16 protein-coding genes are annotated in these 15,447 nt (G+C 59.2%); 4 read left to right on the top strand and 12 right to left on the bottom strand.

The genetic code is table 11. The features are described 5' to 3' along the window. Positions 1-45: 45 nt before the first annotated feature. Together rnt and pyrC are read right to left on the bottom strand one after the other, a co-directional pair. The gene (rnt, locus tag AB4O12_RS15705) at positions 46-723 is read right to left on the bottom strand and encodes a ribonuclease T (protein ID WP_041479868.1); all 678 of its coding nucleotides are present in this window, start codon (positions 721-723) and stop codon (positions 46-48) included. Further along, complete coding sequence (gene pyrC, locus AB4O12_RS15700; RefSeq protein ID WP_252886737.1) at positions 720-1,766, bottom strand: dihydroorotase; 1,047 nt, start codon at positions 1,764-1,766, stop codon at positions 720-722. The genes rnt and pyrC overlap by 4 nt, the downstream gene beginning before the upstream one ends. 160 nt (positions 1,767-1,926) lie before the next feature. Between pyrC and AB4O12_RS15695 the strand changes: the two genes are divergently transcribed. Both AB4O12_RS15695 and AB4O12_RS15690 read left to right on the top strand, forming a co-directional pair. Beyond that, the gene (locus AB4O12_RS15695) at positions 1,927-2,841 is read left to right on the top strand and encodes a flagellar protein MotY (RefSeq protein ID WP_041479867.1); all 915 of its coding nucleotides are present in this window, start codon (positions 1,927-1,929) and stop codon (positions 2,839-2,841) included. 129 nt (positions 2,842-2,970) lie between these two features. After that, positions 2,971-4,188: an argininosuccinate synthase gene (locus AB4O12_RS15690; protein WP_007953201.1), complete on the top strand. Its 1,218-nt coding sequence runs from the start codon at positions 2,971-2,973 to the stop codon at positions 4,186-4,188. A gap of 367 nt (positions 4,189-4,555) precedes the next feature. Here the strand turns inward: AB4O12_RS15690 and AB4O12_RS15685 are convergent, their stop codons facing one another. Next, positions 4,556-5,005: a hypothetical protein gene (locus AB4O12_RS15685; protein ID WP_460059036.1), complete on the bottom strand. Its 450-nt coding sequence runs from the start codon at positions 5,003-5,005 to the stop codon at positions 4,556-4,558. Between the two features lie 466 nt (positions 5,006-5,471). On the opposite strand from AB4O12_RS15685, the gene AB4O12_RS15680 reads away from it, so the two are divergent. Next, the gene (locus tag AB4O12_RS15680; protein WP_016773408.1) at positions 5,472-6,098 is read left to right on the top strand and encodes a response regulator transcription factor; all 627 of its coding nucleotides are present in this window, start codon (positions 5,472-5,474) and stop codon (positions 6,096-6,098) included. An 88-nt stretch (positions 6,099-6,186) separates the two neighbouring features. Here the strand turns inward: AB4O12_RS15680 and AB4O12_RS15675 are convergent, their stop codons facing one another. From AB4O12_RS15675 to metG, 8 genes are all read right to left on the bottom strand, one after another. Beyond that, positions 6,187-6,366, bottom strand: a complete 180-nt coding sequence (locus AB4O12_RS15675; protein ID WP_041479865.1) for a PA3496 family putative envelope integrity protein — start codon at positions 6,364-6,366, stop codon at positions 6,187-6,189. A gap of 107 nt (positions 6,367-6,473) precedes the next feature. Beyond that, positions 6,474-7,112: an endonuclease III gene (nth, locus tag AB4O12_RS15670; protein ID WP_016773410.1), complete on the bottom strand. Its 639-nt coding sequence runs from the start codon at positions 7,110-7,112 to the stop codon at positions 6,474-6,476. Beyond that, positions 7,109-7,681 carry an Rnf-Nqr domain containing protein gene (locus tag AB4O12_RS15665; protein WP_150741899.1) on the bottom strand — a complete coding sequence of 191 codons (573 nt, stop codon included), beginning with the start codon at positions 7,679-7,681 and terminating at the stop codon, positions 7,109-7,111. Before AB4O12_RS15665 ends, nth begins: the two co-directional genes overlap by 4 nt. Beyond that, on the bottom strand, positions 7,678-8,283 hold the full coding sequence (locus tag AB4O12_RS15660; RefSeq protein WP_252886736.1) for an RnfABCDGE type electron transport complex subunit G: 606 nt from the start codon (positions 8,281-8,283) through the stop codon (positions 7,678-7,680). Before AB4O12_RS15660 ends, AB4O12_RS15665 begins: the two co-directional genes overlap by 4 nt. Continuing rightward, entirely contained in the window at positions 8,280-9,263 is a 984-nt protein-coding gene (locus AB4O12_RS15655; protein ID WP_252886735.1) for an RnfABCDGE type electron transport complex subunit D, read from the bottom strand. The genes AB4O12_RS15660 and AB4O12_RS15655 overlap by 4 nt, the downstream gene beginning before the upstream one ends. Continuing rightward, complete coding sequence (gene rsxB, locus AB4O12_RS15650) at positions 9,250-10,254, bottom strand: electron transport complex subunit RsxB (RefSeq protein WP_252886734.1); 1,005 nt, start codon at positions 10,252-10,254, stop codon at positions 9,250-9,252. Before rsxB ends, AB4O12_RS15655 begins: the two co-directional genes overlap by 14 nt. Further along, positions 10,251-10,820 carry an Rnf-Nqr domain containing protein gene (locus AB4O12_RS15645; RefSeq protein WP_252886733.1) on the bottom strand — a complete coding sequence of 190 codons (570 nt, stop codon included), beginning with the start codon at positions 10,818-10,820 and terminating at the stop codon, positions 10,251-10,253. Before AB4O12_RS15645 ends, rsxB begins: the two co-directional genes overlap by 4 nt. Before the next feature lie 114 nt (positions 10,821-10,934). Beyond that, complete coding sequence (gene metG, locus AB4O12_RS15640) at positions 10,935-12,986, bottom strand: methionine--tRNA ligase (RefSeq protein ID WP_460059030.1); 2,052 nt, start codon at positions 12,984-12,986, stop codon at positions 10,935-10,937. Between the two features lie 319 nt (positions 12,987-13,305). Here metG and apbC point away from each other — a divergent pair, with 319 nt between their 5' ends. Further along, the gene (apbC, locus tag AB4O12_RS15635) at positions 13,306-14,400 is read left to right on the top strand and encodes an iron-sulfur cluster carrier protein ApbC (protein WP_024014150.1); all 1,095 of its coding nucleotides are present in this window, start codon (positions 13,306-13,308) and stop codon (positions 14,398-14,400) included. A gap of 132 nt (positions 14,401-14,532) precedes the next feature. Here apbC and AB4O12_RS15630 read toward each other — a convergent pair whose 3' ends face one another. Then, complete coding sequence (locus AB4O12_RS15630; protein ID WP_460059028.1) at positions 14,533-15,291, bottom strand: SDR family oxidoreductase; 759 nt, start codon at positions 15,289-15,291, stop codon at positions 14,533-14,535. Positions 15,292-15,447 lie beyond the last annotated feature (156 nt).

Raw genomic sequence — 15,447 nt, 5'->3', positions numbered from 1 at the left:
CCCATGTGGCCGGTTTTTTTATGCGCGGGATTTGTTCGCCGAGGATCAGTCGTCGAAGTCTTCCCAGCCGCCCATCTGTTTCCAGCGATTGACGATGCCGCAGAACAGCTCAGCGGTCTTTTCGGTGTCGTAGCGCGCCGAGTGCGCCTCACGACCGTCGAAATCGATGCCGGCGGCCTGACAGGCTTTCGCCAGCACTGTCTGACCGTACGCCAGACCCGCCAGGGTCGCGGTGTCAAAACTGGAGAACGGGTGGAACGGGTTGCGCTTCATGTCCAGCCGCGCGACTGCGGCGTTGAGAAAGCCCAGATCGAAGCTGCTGTTGTGCCCGACCAGAATCGCCCGTTTGCAGCCGTTGGCTTTCAGCGCCTTGCGGATGCCACGGAAAATGTCGGTCAGTGCGGTTTCTTCGCTGACGGCCATGCGCAGCGGGTGATCGAGCTTGATCCCGGTGAACTCCAGCGCTGCCGCTTCAACGTTCGCACCTTCGAATGGCTCGACGCGGAAGAAGTAGGTGTGATCCGGGTAGACGAAACCCTTTTCATCCATGGCGATGGTGGTCGCGGCAATCTCCAGCAGGGCATCGGTGGCTGCGTTGAAGCCACCGGTTTCTACGTCGACGACAACCGGCAGGTAGCCGCGAAAACGCGCTGCCATCGGGTGACGGGAACCGCCGCCACCACTTTGACCGTCCAGCTCATCGTCGAAATGCTCTTCACTCACGCGTGTTCCTCCAGCAGGCGCCAGCGCAGTTTTTCACCGGCGCGCAGCGGGATAACGGTCAGCTCGCCAAATGGCAGGCTGGTTGGGGCGGTCCATTCTTCGCGAACCAGGGTGATGCGATCGGTGTTTGCCGGCAGGCCGTAGAAACGCGGGCCGTTGAGGCTGGCGAAGGCTTCGAGCTTGTCCAGCGCATTACGCTGTTCAAACGCTTCGGCATACATCTCGATGGCGGCGTAGGCGGTGTAGCAACCGGCGCAACCGCAGGCGGCTTCCTTGGCGTGCTGGGCGTGGGGCGCCGAGTCGGTGCCGAGGAAGAACTTGGCGCTGCCGCTGGTGGCGGCATCGAGCAAGGCTTCCTGATGGGTGTTGCGCTTGAGGATCGGCAAGCAATAGAAATGTGGCCGAATCCCGCCCACCAGCATGTGGTTACGGTTGTACAACAGGTGGTGCGCGGTGATGGTCGCGCCGACGTTGGCCGAAGCCTCGTTGACGAATTGCACGGCGTCACCGGTGGTGATGTGCTCGAACACCACTTTCAGCGTCGGGAAGCGCTCGACCACGCGGCGCATGTGCTCATCGATGAAGATCTTTTCGCGGTCGAACACATCGACGTCGCCACGGGTGACTTCACCGTGGATCAACAGCGGCATGCCGACTTCGGCCATGGCTTCCAGCGCCGGGAAGATCTTGTCGATGCTGGTCACGCCGGAATCGGAATTGGTGGTCGCGCCGGCCGGGTAAAGCTTGGCGGCGTAGACGAAACCGCTGGCCTTGGCCTGACGAATTTCTTCCGGTTGGGTGCGGTCGGTGAGGTACAGCACCATCAACGGCTCGAACTGACTGCCGGCCGGGCGGGCAGCGAGAATGCGCTGACGATAGCCGTCGGCTTCAGCGGCGTTGCGCACCGGCGGTACCAGGTTCGGCATGATGATCGCGCGCCCGAAGGTGCGGGCCACATCGGCAACGGTATTGTTCAACACGGCACCATCGCGAAGATGAATGTGCCAGTCGTCGGGACGCAGCAGGGTCAGGCGGTCGGACATGAGGGGATTCCAGGCGGGTCAAACTGAGGCGAATGCTACCGGAAAAGACTCTTGCAGGCACCCGCTATCAAGTTTTGCCACAAGCGTCCGATATCCCGAAGGTATGCCGTAAACATTGTGTGAATCGGTGTTTGTGTTTCACAAGCCAATGGAGCCTCCCGTGCGCCAGCGTTATTTAGCCCTGCTCAGTGTGTTTGCCAGCCTTCCCGCGATGGCGCTGACTTACCAGACCCGTCTGGAGAACATTGAGTGGACGGTCGCCGGCGACCAGTTCGAATGCCGCCTGACGCAACCGATCACCGATTTCGGCTCGGGCGAGTTCGTGCGCAAGGCCGGTGAGCAGGCGATCTTTCGCCTGAATGCCTACAACGCCATGCTTGGTGGCGGCTCGGCGACGTTGCTCGCTGCCGCTGCACCGTGGCAGCCGGGGCGCGGCGATATCAATCTGGGCTCGGTACGGCTGGGCAGTGGCAATGTGTTGTTCAACAGCTCGCAATCCCAGGCCGGTGGGCTGATCAGCGGTCTGCTGGACGGCCGTAGCCCGGTAGTTCGCCGTGCGTCTGGCGATGGCCGGGTGTCGGAAGTGCGTTTGTTGCCGGTGAAATTCAGCAAGGCGTTCAACGACTACCAAGGCTGCGTGGCGAAATTGCTGCCGCAGAATTTCGACCAGATCAAGCAATCGCAGATAGGCTTTCCCGGCGAAGGCGTTGAGCTGGACCCGGCTGCCAAGGCCAAGCTGCAAGTGATGCTCGAATACATGAAGGCCGACCCGACGGTGAACCACATTGACCTCGACGGCCATTCCGACAACAGCGGCAATCGCCTGACCAACCGCGAATTGTCGCGCCGCCGCGCGCTGGCGGTGGTGGATTTCTTCAAGGCCAACGGCATTCAGGAATCGCAGATCACCGTGCGTTTCCACGGCGAGCAGTATCCGATCGTGCCGAACACCAGCAAGGCCAATCGTGCGAAGAATCGCCGGGTCAACGTGAAACTGTCGCGTGTGGCACCGACCACAGCCCCTGCGCCAGCGCCGCAAGCGAGTACGCCAGCCACCGCCGCAGCGACTTCCTGACTCGCCGGTCATCGTCGCGCTCTCGACAGATTCTGTCGCTTTGTCGTCTTAAGCTGTCGCGCCTCTGTAAATTATCGCGTTTGAGCGGTAGACTCCCCGGCTTTCCGTAGAACCCCGTGGAGTGATGGCATGGCGGACGTAAACAAGGTCGTTCTGGCGTATTCCGGCGGCCTGGACACTTCGGTGATCCTCAAGTGGCTGCAGGATACTTATAACTGTGAAGTGGTGACTTTCACCGCCGATCTCGGTCAAGGCGAAGAGGTCGAGCCGGCCCGCGCCAAGGCTCAGGCCATGGGCGTCAAAGAAATCTACATCGACGATCTGCGCGAAGAGTTCGTGCGTGATTTCGTGTTCCCGATGTTCCGCGCCAACACCGTTTACGAAGGCGAGTACCTGCTGGGTACTTCCATCGCCCGTCCGCTGATCGCCAAGCGCCTGATCGAAATCGCCAACGAAACCGGCGCCGACGCCATTTCCCATGGCGCCACCGGCAAGGGCAACGACCAGGTGCGCTTCGAACTGGGCGCTTACGCGCTCAAGCCAGGCGTGAAAGTCATCGCCCCTTGGCGCGAGTGGGACCTGCTGTCGCGCGAGAAGCTGATGGACTACGCCGAGAAGCACGCGATCCCGATCGAACGCCACGGCAAGAAAAAATCCCCGTACTCGATGGACGCCAACCTGCTGCACATCTCCTATGAAGGCGGCGTGCTGGAAGACACCTGGACCGAGCACGAGGAAGACATGTGGCGCTGGACCGTCTCCCCGGAGAAGGCTCCCGACACCCCGCAGTACCTGGAACTGACTTACCGCAACGGCGACATCGTCGCACTGGACGGCGTCGAAATGACCCCGGCCACCGTACTGGCGACGCTGAACAAGATCGGCGGCGAGCACGGCATCGGTCGTCTCGACATCGTCGAAAACCGTTATGTCGGCATGAAGTCCCGTGGCTGCTACGAGACCCCGGGTGGCACCATCATGCTGCGCGCTCACCGCGCCATCGAATCGATCACTCTGGACCGCGAAGTCGCTCACCTCAAAGACGAGCTGATGCCCAAGTACGCCAGCCTGATCTACACCGGCTACTGGTGGAGCCCTGAGCGTCTGATGCTGCAACAGATGATCGACGCTTCGCAGGTCAACGTGAACGGCGTAGTGCGCCTGAAGCTGTACAAGGGCAACGTCATCGTCACCGGCCGCAAGTCCGACGATTCGCTGTTCGACGCCAACATCGCCACCTTCGAAGAAGATGGCGGTGCTTACAATCAGGCGGATGCGGCGGGCTTCATCAAGCTCAACGCGCTGCGCATGCGCATTGCTGCCAACAAGGGCCGCAAGTTGTTCTGAGTGGCTCAGACCGACGCGCAATAAAAATGGCGGCCTGTTGAGGGCCGCCTTTTTTTCATCTTTTTTTTCTGGTTCATCAGGCTCCCTCGTGTATCTGCGCGCAGTCTTGACCCGGTTCAGCTGGTTCGTCCCAGTAATGTCACCGTCTGCGAACACAGGTTATATACGATGCACAGTGTGGCTCCTGAGCCTTTCTTGGCCTGCCTGATCTGTTGCAATGCGGAGTGGGCAAGCGCGTCCGACGCATGATTACAAAGAAATACGAGAACCCGCGCGTGCTTTTTATCGACGCCTTTTAGCGTTTCGAAGATGGCATCGAATTCCTTCGCTGCATCAACTTCTCTTGCGTCAATGATGTTCAGTTCACTTACCCAGGGTGACAGCTTGATATTCTGCATAACCGGATGGGATGGGTCGCGTGGACCGAGCGGTGGGTCCGGCGCGTTGTGAACTCTGCAGGAATCGGCACTCGGCCTGGCCCGGTTTTACCCGACACGATGCAACTGGTCAGCTCAAAAGCACAACGCTCGCCTGCTTCGCGAAAGGATTCGTCCCTCTGGTTATTTTGAGTGGTTTTCAAAAAGCTTTTGTCTTTGCCGAAGTCTGAAGGCGAGTAAAGCGAGCGATGATTGAAGTTGAGAGTGATAAAGAACAGGAATAACAAGTAAAAGGGGAAACTGATCAGAAACCAGACGTAAATTTCCCGGTCCTTGTTATCGAGAAATGGTAACGATACCGCCGCCGAGGTTTCCGAAAGAATTGCAAATATGGCGATGACTGTCATGGGGTTGGTGATTTTGTTTTTTATCTTTAGCATTGTTTTGCTTCTACATGGTTTGTCTAGTTTAAGTTGGTTGTTTCAGCGATAGTAAAGGCGCTTGTGTAAGTGCGCGGCTGTTAACTAAAGTTTTATAGAATCAACGATGTTGTGTCGAACAGGTGGTTGTGTCGGTTCGTTACGTCGTATGTCCCAGTGCTTGCCCAAGGCCAATTTGACAGGTAAATCATCGTGTATGAAGGTTCGTAATTGCGCCTGTTGAAGTTTTCCAACGACCCACCATGGCGTAGGACTCGACTGCATGAAGATCAAACTCCGCCGGTGTATGAAAGATCGGAAGGCGGTTGCAATGGGGCAAGGGCAGCGAATTTGTGGGAATTATCCTCAATGCCTGTAGGGAATGTCTCTGGATGCAAATGCGTGTAAAAGTTGCCATGCCTTGAAGCAAGTGACTGGGATATCGTGCGTGTTCTAAAAATTCGAACAGCGAAAACTGGACTTGCCCATGAATAAAGTGCTGATCGTGGATGACCACCCCGTCATTCGACTTGCGGTACGTATGCTGATGGAACGGCATGGCTACGAAGTCATTGCAGAAACGGATAATGGCGTTGATGCACTACAAATTGCTCGTGAACAAATACCCGATCTTGTCATCCTGGATATTGGAATACCCAAACTCGACGGGCTGGAAGTTATTGCGCGCCTGACCTCCACTGCCATGCCGGTGAAAGTGCTGGTGCTGACTTCCCAGGCTCCCGGACATTTTTCAATGCGTTGCATGCAATCGGGCGCAGCGGGTTACGTGTGCAAGCAGCAGGATTTGACCGAGTTGCTCAGTGCGATCAAGGCAGTTCTGTCCGGCTACAGCTATTTCCCCAATCAGGCGCTGCACACTGTGCGCACCAGTCTGGGCAATGCGAGTGAAGCGGACATGGTTGATCGTCTGTCCGGGCGGGAAATGATGGTGTTACAGCAGTTGGCGCGCGGCAAGACCAACAAGGAAATCGCCGATGGCATGTTTTTGAGCAACAAGACTGTGAGTACCTACAAGACTCGCCTGTTGCTGAAACTCAATGCGCGCTCTCTGGTTGATCTGATCGAGCTGGCGCAGCGTAACGGCCTGGTTTGAACGATTCGACAGCTGAGAACGTCATGGGCCGATCAAGCTCGGTTGTCGCAAAAAATGAAAAGCCTCCGTCTCGGGAGGCCTTCAGATATCACAGATCATAATCGTAGTCGGCCAATTGCCTTTGCAGTCGGCGCTCCTCAAGCAGGTTGTCGATTGTGCGACGCTTGCTAAGGTTGGTCTTGGCCACTTCAACCACCGGTTCGACCTCATCGGCGTCGGTGGCAATAAGATCCTCTTCTACATCCAGTTGCTCTGTGTCGGTACTCATGAAGTCAACTCCCGGCTAAGACTGCCTTTGGCGCTCCTTATATCGACATTACTGCGGCGGGTAAAAAAGATTTTTTCAATCGATGGATGCGAAAAACCGATGACCGCTCAATCGTCAGAAGTTTTATGTTTGTATTCGCATAGATCTTCGATGCGGCAGCTGCCGCAGCGCGGTTTACGCGCCAGGCAAACATAACGACCGTGCAAAATCAGCCAGTGATGAGAGTCGAGCAGGAATTCTTTCGGTACAAACTTCATCAACTTCATTTCAACTTCCACCACATTTTTCCCCGGCGCGATGCCGGTGCGATTGCTGACGCGGAAAATGTGCGTGTCGACCGCCATGGTCAATTGACGGAAAGCGGTGTTGAGCACCACGTTGGCGGTCTTGCGCCCGACGCCCGGCAAGGCTTCCAGTTCTTCCCGGGTTTGCGGGACTTCACCGCCATGACGCTCAACCAGCAAACGGCAGGTTTCAATGACGTTTTTCGCCTTGCTGTTGTAGAGGCCAATGGTCTTGATGTACTCGGACAGTCCCTCGACACCCAGCGCATGAATCGCGGCGGGTGTATTGGCGACGGGAAAGAGTTTGGCAGTCGCCTTGTTGACGCCGACATCGGTGGACTGCGCCGAAAGAATCACCGCAATCAGTAGCTCGAACGGCGAAGAGTAGGCCAGTTCGGTTTTCGGCTCGGGATTGTCTTCGTGCAGTCGGCGAAATATCTCAAGACGTTTTGCAGCATTCATGGGCGATGCGTTTCCTTGATGACAGAGTTGCGGCGTGTCCACGCCTGACGGGCGGCGAGAAGCAGGCCCAGTAAAACCAAAGCGCCGGGAACCAGCGTAATCAGACGCAGTCCTTCGGGGAACAAAACCAGACCTGGCCAATGCTCCGAAAGGCCTCGGCCAAGGCTGCCATAACCGATAATCTCGCGCAGCCCGCCGACTACCAGCATGAGCGCGCCGAACATTGCGCAGCGTTTGAAGCTGACAGCGACGGGCTCGCGGAAGGCACCGTGGTATTCAAACACGACGCAGTGCAAGGCGATCAGCCCTATGTAGAGCTCAGACGTCTGCTGCCATGGCAAAAACCAGCGTTGCGCCACAATATCCGCGCAACTGGTCAACGTCGCGGCGATTATCAGGCTGGCGAGCAATGCACGGGTGCCCGTGAGGCGCTCGCGCAGCGGCGACATGCAGACGGCAAATACACCGAGTACCGCGCTGAGCATCAAGGTTATCCCCAGTGCAGCGCTGAATGTTGGTGTGGCGCCCAGTAGGGGCACCAGCATCAATAAATTCACCGTGCGCTTCATGGGCCAGTCCCCAACAGCAGCGCCCGATGCTCATCGAAATAACGCAGTGCGTCATGAATTGCGTCAATGGCGGCACGGGAGGTAATGGTCGCGCCAGCGATTTGATCGAACTCCCCCTGATCCTTTTTCAGCGCCCAACCGGCGTCTGTGGGCTCAGTACGGGATTTGCCGATGAAGGCCTGAAGCCAGGCATTCGGCCATGCACCGATGTAACCACCCAATCCTGGCGTTTCGCGCTGCTCAAGGGTTTTCACGCCTAAAAGTTTGCCATTAGCATCAATGGCAATCAGCAGTTCCAGAGTACCTGCGTAACCTTCACTGCGACTGCGCAACAGCACCGCGACTGTCTGACCGGAGCGGGTCGCTCGATAGCCGCCCGACAGCGTGCTATGGCGCAAAGCAGGCTCGGCGAGCGTCAGCGGTTGCTCCAGCGGCTGATTGTCGTAGAGCGCGGCAGGCATGACATCGAGCAATTTGCGGCTGTCGAGCAAGCGCTGCTCGCTGGCAATCTGCGGCGCATTGCTGCGCTGCAGCACATATGTCGTACTCATGCCAACGAGTGCCAGCAGCACCACCGTCGCGACACTCGCTGAGCGATTCACGCGTTCACCTTCGACTGGCGGCTGAGGGCGAAGCGTTCGAGTGCCGGCACCAGAAGATTCATCAGCAATACCGCAAACGCGACGCCGTCCGGGTAACCACCCCACGTGCGAATCAGATAAGTCAGCAGGCCGACGCCAACACCGAACAGCAGGCGGGCAAGGGCGCTTTTCGCGCCGGACACCGGCTCGGTCACAATAAAAAATGCACCGAGCATGGTCGCGCCGCTGAGCAGGTGAAACAGCGGCGAACCATGGGAATCCGACCCCGAGCCGTTCCAGCACAACAGGCTGATGACGAACAGACTGGCGAGCATGCCCACCGGTGCGTGCCAGGAAAAGATCCGCCGCTGCAACAGCCACAGGCCGCCGAGCAGAAACGCCAGATTCACCCATTCCACACCGCGCCCGCCGAAACGGCCGAAGGCCGGGTTGCTGGCGAACAGCTCCTGCATGGTCAGGCTTTTATTGATGCGCAGACTGTCCAGTGCCGTGGCTTGCACCCAAGCGTCCGGCGCCTGCGCTGGACTGAAAACCTGTTGCAGCGCCGCAAGAAAATCCAGGCCATGAGCGGGCCAATGGGTCATCGCTTGCGGGAACAGCACCATGCTCAGGACAAAGCCAAGCATCGCCGGGTTGAACGGGTTTTTGCCGACGCCGCCATACAGATGTTTGCCGAACAACAGACCTGAAGCGGTCGCAATGACCGTCAGCCACCAAGGGCAATAAGCCGGCAGCGCGGCGGCCAGCAACATCGCACTGACCAGCGCGCTGCCATCACGCATTGCCGCTTGCACCGCTTGCCGACGCAGACAGGCGACGCCCGCTTCGACGAGCAAAGCACTGACAACCGCCAGGGAAAGGTTGATCAACACGCCCCAGCCATACAGCCAGAATAAAGCGAGCAGACCCGGCGCAGCGGCCAGCAGCACGGTGTTCATCGCCTGTTGCAGGCGATCGTCCACTGGCTCAAGGGGCGGCATGGTCTTGCACCCGGCGCTCGGCGTCACTCACGGCTTGCTCCAGTGCTGCGATCTGCTCCGGCGCAGCCTCCGCTGCCTGAGCCTTTTTCAACTCGGCGCGGCGCATGGCCAACTGGATCTTGGCTCGCTTCAGTTCGGCGTCGTTGGTAGTTGCGGGAACGGCGGGAATCACCGTTTGGCTGCTTTCCAGATTCGCCAGCGCCTGCTCGGCGGCTTCGAATTGTTGCTGCAGGACGATCAATTGCGACTGCTGCTCGAACGTCGGCGGGTGACCGAAGGCTTTCAGCGATTTGTGCAGTTGCGCTCGACTCATCGCCACATCGACCTTGGCCTTCTTCAGCGCCGCATCAGCGTTCGCGGCTTTTTGTGCACGCACCCGCTCCAGCGCAGCCTGCACCGGGTCGGCGGTCGATACTTGCGGTTGTGCCGCACGCGCGGCTCGCGCTTCACGTTCAGCCTGCTTTTGCTGTTCTTCATGCAGCAAGCGCTGGTTGCGGCGCTCGAAACGCTGGCGCGCATGGTCACGCTTTTCAGCGCGGGCGCGCTGTTCTTCGAGATCGAATGCGAGACCGCCAACCACTGGGATCGTGTTCGCAGGCAAAGGATGCATTTCTATGCAGTCAACCGGGCACGGCGCAACGCACAGATCACAACCGGTGCACTCGTCGATCAGCACCGTGTGCATGAGTTTTGCCGCGCCGACGATGGCGTCGACCGGGCACGCCTGAATGCACTTGGTGCAGCCGATGCATTCGGCCTCGCGGATAAAGGCGATTTGCGGCGGTGCCGGGCCACGGCTGATGTCCAGTTCCAGGACCGGTATTTTCAACAGCTCGGCCAGGGCGACGATGGTCTCCTCGCCGCCCGGCGGGCACTTGTTGATCGGCTCGCCGTCAACAATGCCTTGCGCATACGGTTTGCATCCGGGATGGCCGCACTTGCCGCATTGGGTCTGCGGCAGCAGGGCATCGATGCGTTGAATCAGACTCATGTTTTGATCAATCCACTGAATCCGAGAAAAATCACTGCGACCAGTCCGGCGCTGATCAGATCGATCGGCAGGCCGCGAAAGGGCAGGGGAATATCGTTGTCGACCGTGCGCTCGCGCAGGTCGCAGAACACGCTCAGCACCAGCCAGAAACCCAGCCCTGCACCCAGACTCAAAGCTGTCGCGTGCAGCAGGCCATGATCGTTTTGCGCATTGATCAAGGCCAGCCCGAGTACCCCGGCACTGCCCAGCAGCAGCGGCCACAATCCAGCGAACGGCCAATCGGGCAGGCCGCGCGCCAGCAGTTTCAGCAGCGGCGCGATCAACAACACACTCAATGGCAGAAACACGAACAGGCGCAGCGCTTCAAGCTGCAACGGCACCAATATCCACTGCCAGATCGCCTGACCGATAACGCCGACCACCACCATCAGGCACAACGTCGCCAACCCCAGCGCATGGACCTGGCGTCGGCTCCCCGCCAGCAGCGGAGCGACGCCCAGCGGCCAGTGCAACACGAAGTTGTTGAGCAGCGCAGCACTGATCAGCGTTAACACGAGTTCGGTCATGGTTCTGCCAGCGAAACGGGCGGGTGTCTCTTAAGGGTAGGCACTATCGGGCCAGATATGAAAAATCCCACCGGCATGCAGAGCACGTCGGTGGGATCGTTTTACGGCAACCTCTTACTTGATGCGCTGACCCGGCTTGGCGCCGCTGTCCGGGCTCAGCAGGTAAATCTCTTCACCACCAGGGCCCGCCGCCATCACCATGCCTTCGGAAATACCGAACTTCATTTTCCGTGGCTTGAGGTTGGCGATCATCATGGTCAGGCGACCGTCGAGCTTGGACGGGTCCGGGTAGGCGCTCTTGATCCCGGAGAACACGTTGCGTTGCTCGTCACCGATGTCGAGGGTCAGGCGCAGCAGCTTGTCGGCGCCTTCGACGTGTTCGGCCTTGACGATCAAAGCGACGCGCAAATCGATGGCGGCAAAGGCGTCGAAATCGATTTCCGGCGACAGCGGATCCTTGGCCAGTTCGCCGTTGCCCGCAGGCTTGGCTTCGCCAGTGTCGGTCTGGCTGGCGGTCAGGTCTTCTTTCGATGCGTCGGTCATGGCTTGCACTTTTACCGGGTCGATGCGGGTCATCAACGGCTTGAATTCGTTGAGCTGGTGATTAGCCAGCAGGGTGGTGTGGTCATTCCAGGTCAGCGGCGCGACGTTGAGGAACGCCTCGGCATCTGCGGCCAGCAGCGGCAGTACCGGTTTGAGGAAGATCACCAACTGGCGGAACAGGTTGATGCCGGTGGCGCAGATCGCTTGGACTTCATCCTGCTTGCCTTCCTGCTTGTTCAGCGACCACGGCGCCTTGTCGGCGATCCAGGCGTTGGCACGGTCAGCCAGGGCCATGGTTTCACGCATGGCGCGGGCGAAGTCGCGGGCCTCGTAGGCGTCGGCAATGCTCGGCGCGGCGGCGAGGAAAGCCTCGGTCAGCTCCGGCGCGGCATTGTTGCCGACCAGCAGGCCGCCGTTGCCCTTGTGGATAAACCCGGCGCAACGGCTGGCGATGTTGACCACTTTGCCGACCAGGTCGGAGTTGACCTTCTGCACGAAGTCTTCGAGGTTCAGGTCGAGGTCGTCGACGCCACGGCCAAGCTTGGCCGCGTAGTAGTAGCGCAGGTATTCCGGCGACAGATGATCCAGATAAGTGCGGGCCTTGATGAAGGTGCCGCGCGACTTGGACATTTTCTGGCCGTTGACGGTCAGGTAGCCGTGCACGTTGATGCCGGTCGGCTTGCGGTAGCCGGCGCCTTCGAGCATGGCTGGCCAGAACAGCGCGTGGAAATTGACGATGTCCTTGCCGATGAAATGATACAGCTCGGCGGTCGAGTCCTCGCCCCAGAACGCGTCGAAGTCCAGCTCCGGCGTACGGTTGCAGAGGTTCTTGAAGCTGGCCATGTAACCGATCGGCGCATCCAGCCACACATAGAAATACTTGCCCGGCTCGTCCGGGATCTCGAAGCCGAAGTACGGCGCATCGCGCGAGATGTCCCACTGCTGCAGGCCGGCATCCAGCCATTCGGCGATCTTGTTGGCCACGGCGTCCTGCAGGGTGCCGCTGCGAGTCCAGGCCTGAAGCATTTCCTGGAAATCCGGCAGCTTGAAGAAGAAGTGCTGGGAATCCTTGAGCACCGGGGTGGCGCCGGAGATGGCCGACTTCGGATCCTTCAGATCGGTCGGCGCGTAGGTCGCACCGCATTTTTCGCAGTTGTCACCGTACTGGTCTTCAGTGCCGCATTTCGGGCAGGTGCCCTTGATGAAGCGGTCGGCCAGGAACATTTTCTTTTCCGGGTCGAAATACTGCGTGATCGAGCGCTGGGCGATGTGCCCGGCGTCACGCAGCTTGAGGTAGATCTGGCTCGACAGCTCACGGTTTTCTTCGGCGTGAGTGGAGTGGAAATTGTCGAAATCGACAAGCAAGTCGGCAAAGTCGGCGCTGTGTTCAGCCTGCACGTTGGCGATCAGTTGTTCCGGGGTGATGCCTTCCTTTTCTGCGCGCAGCATGATCGCCGAACCGTGGGCGTCGTCGGCGCAGACATAAATGCATTGGTTGCCGCGATGCTTCTGGAAGCGCACCCACATATCGGTCTGGATGTATTCCAGCATGTGGCCAAGGTGAATCGAACCATTGGCGTAGGGCAGGGCGCTGGTGACGAGGATCTTGCGTGGCTCGGACATGGGGCTTCGCTACTTGATGAAACGGAGGTCGGCCACTATAAAGCGCCGGCGCATATTTTTCACCCCTGCGCCACTGGGTACTTTGAGTGTTCTTGTGGCGAGGGGATTTATCCCCGCTGGGTGGCGAAGCCGCCCCAAAACCACAAACTTCGATGCATCAGACAGTCCGAGTGCAATGGCTTTACGAGTGCTGCGCAGCCCAACGGGGATAAATCCCCTCACCACGGTGGCTTTTCAGCGCAAGTAATCTGTTCGCCTCAAATCGGTGTCCAGCGTACGATAGCCGCCATTCTTTCCAGTCTTGTTATCGGAGTTGCCCATGAGCGCCGTCACTCGCGCAGCGGTGGAAGCCGTCCTCAGCCAATACACCGACCCTTACCTCAACCAGGACCCGGTCAGCGCCGGTTGCGTGAAAAACATCGAGATCATCGGTGACCGCGTCAATGTGCAGCTGGAAATCGGCTACGCCGCCGGACTGTTCAAGAGCGGTTGGGCGCAATTGCTGCAACTGGCCATCGAAAACCTCGACGGCGTGGTCATCGCCCGTGTCGAGGTCACCAGCGTGATCGCCGCGCACAAGGCCCAGGCTCAGATTCCGGGGCTGGCCAACGTCAAGAACGTCGTCGCCGTCGCTTCCGGCAAGGGCGGCGTGGGCAAATCCACCACCGCTGCCAACCTCGCGCTGGCGCTGGCCCGGGAAGGTGCCAAGGTCGGCATCCTCGACGCCGATATCTACGGCCCGAGCCAGGGCATCATGTTCGGCATTCCCGAGCGCACCCGGCCCGAGGTCAAGGATCAGAAGTGGTTCGTGCCGCTCAAGGCTCACGGCGTGGAAGTCATGTCGATGGCCTTCCTGACCGACGACAACACGCCGATGGTCTGGCGCGGGCCGATGGTTTCCGGGGCGCTGCTGCAACTGGTCACGCAAACCGCGTGGGGCGATCTGGATTATCTGGTCATCGACATGCCACCAGGCACCGGCGACATCCAGCTGACCCTGGCGCAGAAAGTCCCGGTGGCGGGTGCGGTGATCGTCACCACGCCGCAGGATCTGGCACTGCTCGACGCACGCAAAGGCGTGGAAATGTTCCGCAAGGTCAACATTCCGGTGCTGGGCGTGGTGGAAAACATGGCCGTGCACATCTGCTCGAACTGCGGGCATGCCGAGCATCTGTTCGGTGAAGGTGGTGGCGAGAAACTGGCCACCCAGTACGGCGTCGAATTGCTGGCCTCGCTGCCGCTGTCGATGCTGATCCGCGAACAGGCCGATGGCGGCAAGCCAACCGTAATCGCCGAGCCGGACAGCCAGATCGCCATGGTCTATCAGGAACTGGCCCGCCACGTCGGCGCGCGCATTGTCTTGCAGGAAGCGGCCACGCCGGCGATGCCGAATATCACCATCAGCGACGATTGATCCATCGGCAGCGCTGAAAAACCTGTGGGAGCGAGCCTGCTCGCGAAAGCGGTGTGTCATCCAACTCATCAGTTGCCTGATACGACGCCTTCGCGAGCAGGCTCGCTCCCACATTGGCTTGTGTAATGGGACTTAGATACGCAACCCGCCATCCATCTCCAGAATCCGCCCGGTGTAGTAGTCGTTCTCGAAGATATACGCCGCCGAATGGGCGATCTCTTCGGGCTTGCCCATGCGCTTGAGCGGAATCCCCAACGTCATCTTCTCCAGCGCTTCCGGTTTCATGCCCAAAGTCATTTCGGTTTCGATGAAGCCCGGTGCGATGCCCGCCACGCGAATGCCGTAACGCGCCAGCTCCTTCGCCCAGGTCACGGTCGCCGCTGCGACGCCGGCCTTGGCTGCGGAATAGTTGGTCTGGCCGACATTGCCTGCGCGGGAGATCGAGGAAATATTGATGATCGCGCCGCTGTTCTTCAGCTCGACCATCTTCGCTGCGACTTCACGGGTGCAGAGAAACACGCCGGTCAGGTTGACGTCGATCACCGCCTGCCACTGCGCCAGGCTCATCTTGGTCATCTCGCCGTCCTTGACCTTCAACAGCAGACCATCGCGCAGAATCCCGGCGTTGTTGATCAGGCCGTGGATGGCGCCGAAGTCTGCGGCCACTTGCGCGACCATGTGCTCGACCTGTTCTTCATTGGCGACGTTGCACAGGTAGCTGCGCGCTTCGACACCTTTGGCTTTGCAGGCGGCCACGGCGTCGTCGAGTTTTTCCTGATTCAGATCGACCAGGGCCAGCTTCGCGCCCTTGCCGGCGAAATACTCGGCCATGGAACGGCCCAAACCCTGGCAACCGCCGGTGATAATGATTACTTTGTCGTTGAGTTGCATTCGCATGTCCCGCTGGCAGGTCTGAGTTGTTTTTGTTGTCGGCAACGCTCGATCGGCACCGGTCAGGCCTGGTAGCACACGAACATTTGCCCGATGCGCGCCGGTTACTTTTCGCTGCGCGCCTGTCCGTTTTCTAGACGGAACCTAATTAAGGAG

It is taken from the genome of Pseudomonas sp. S2_A05 (assembly GCF_054668485.1).
This window is presented reverse-complemented; position numbering and strand designations above follow the sequence as displayed.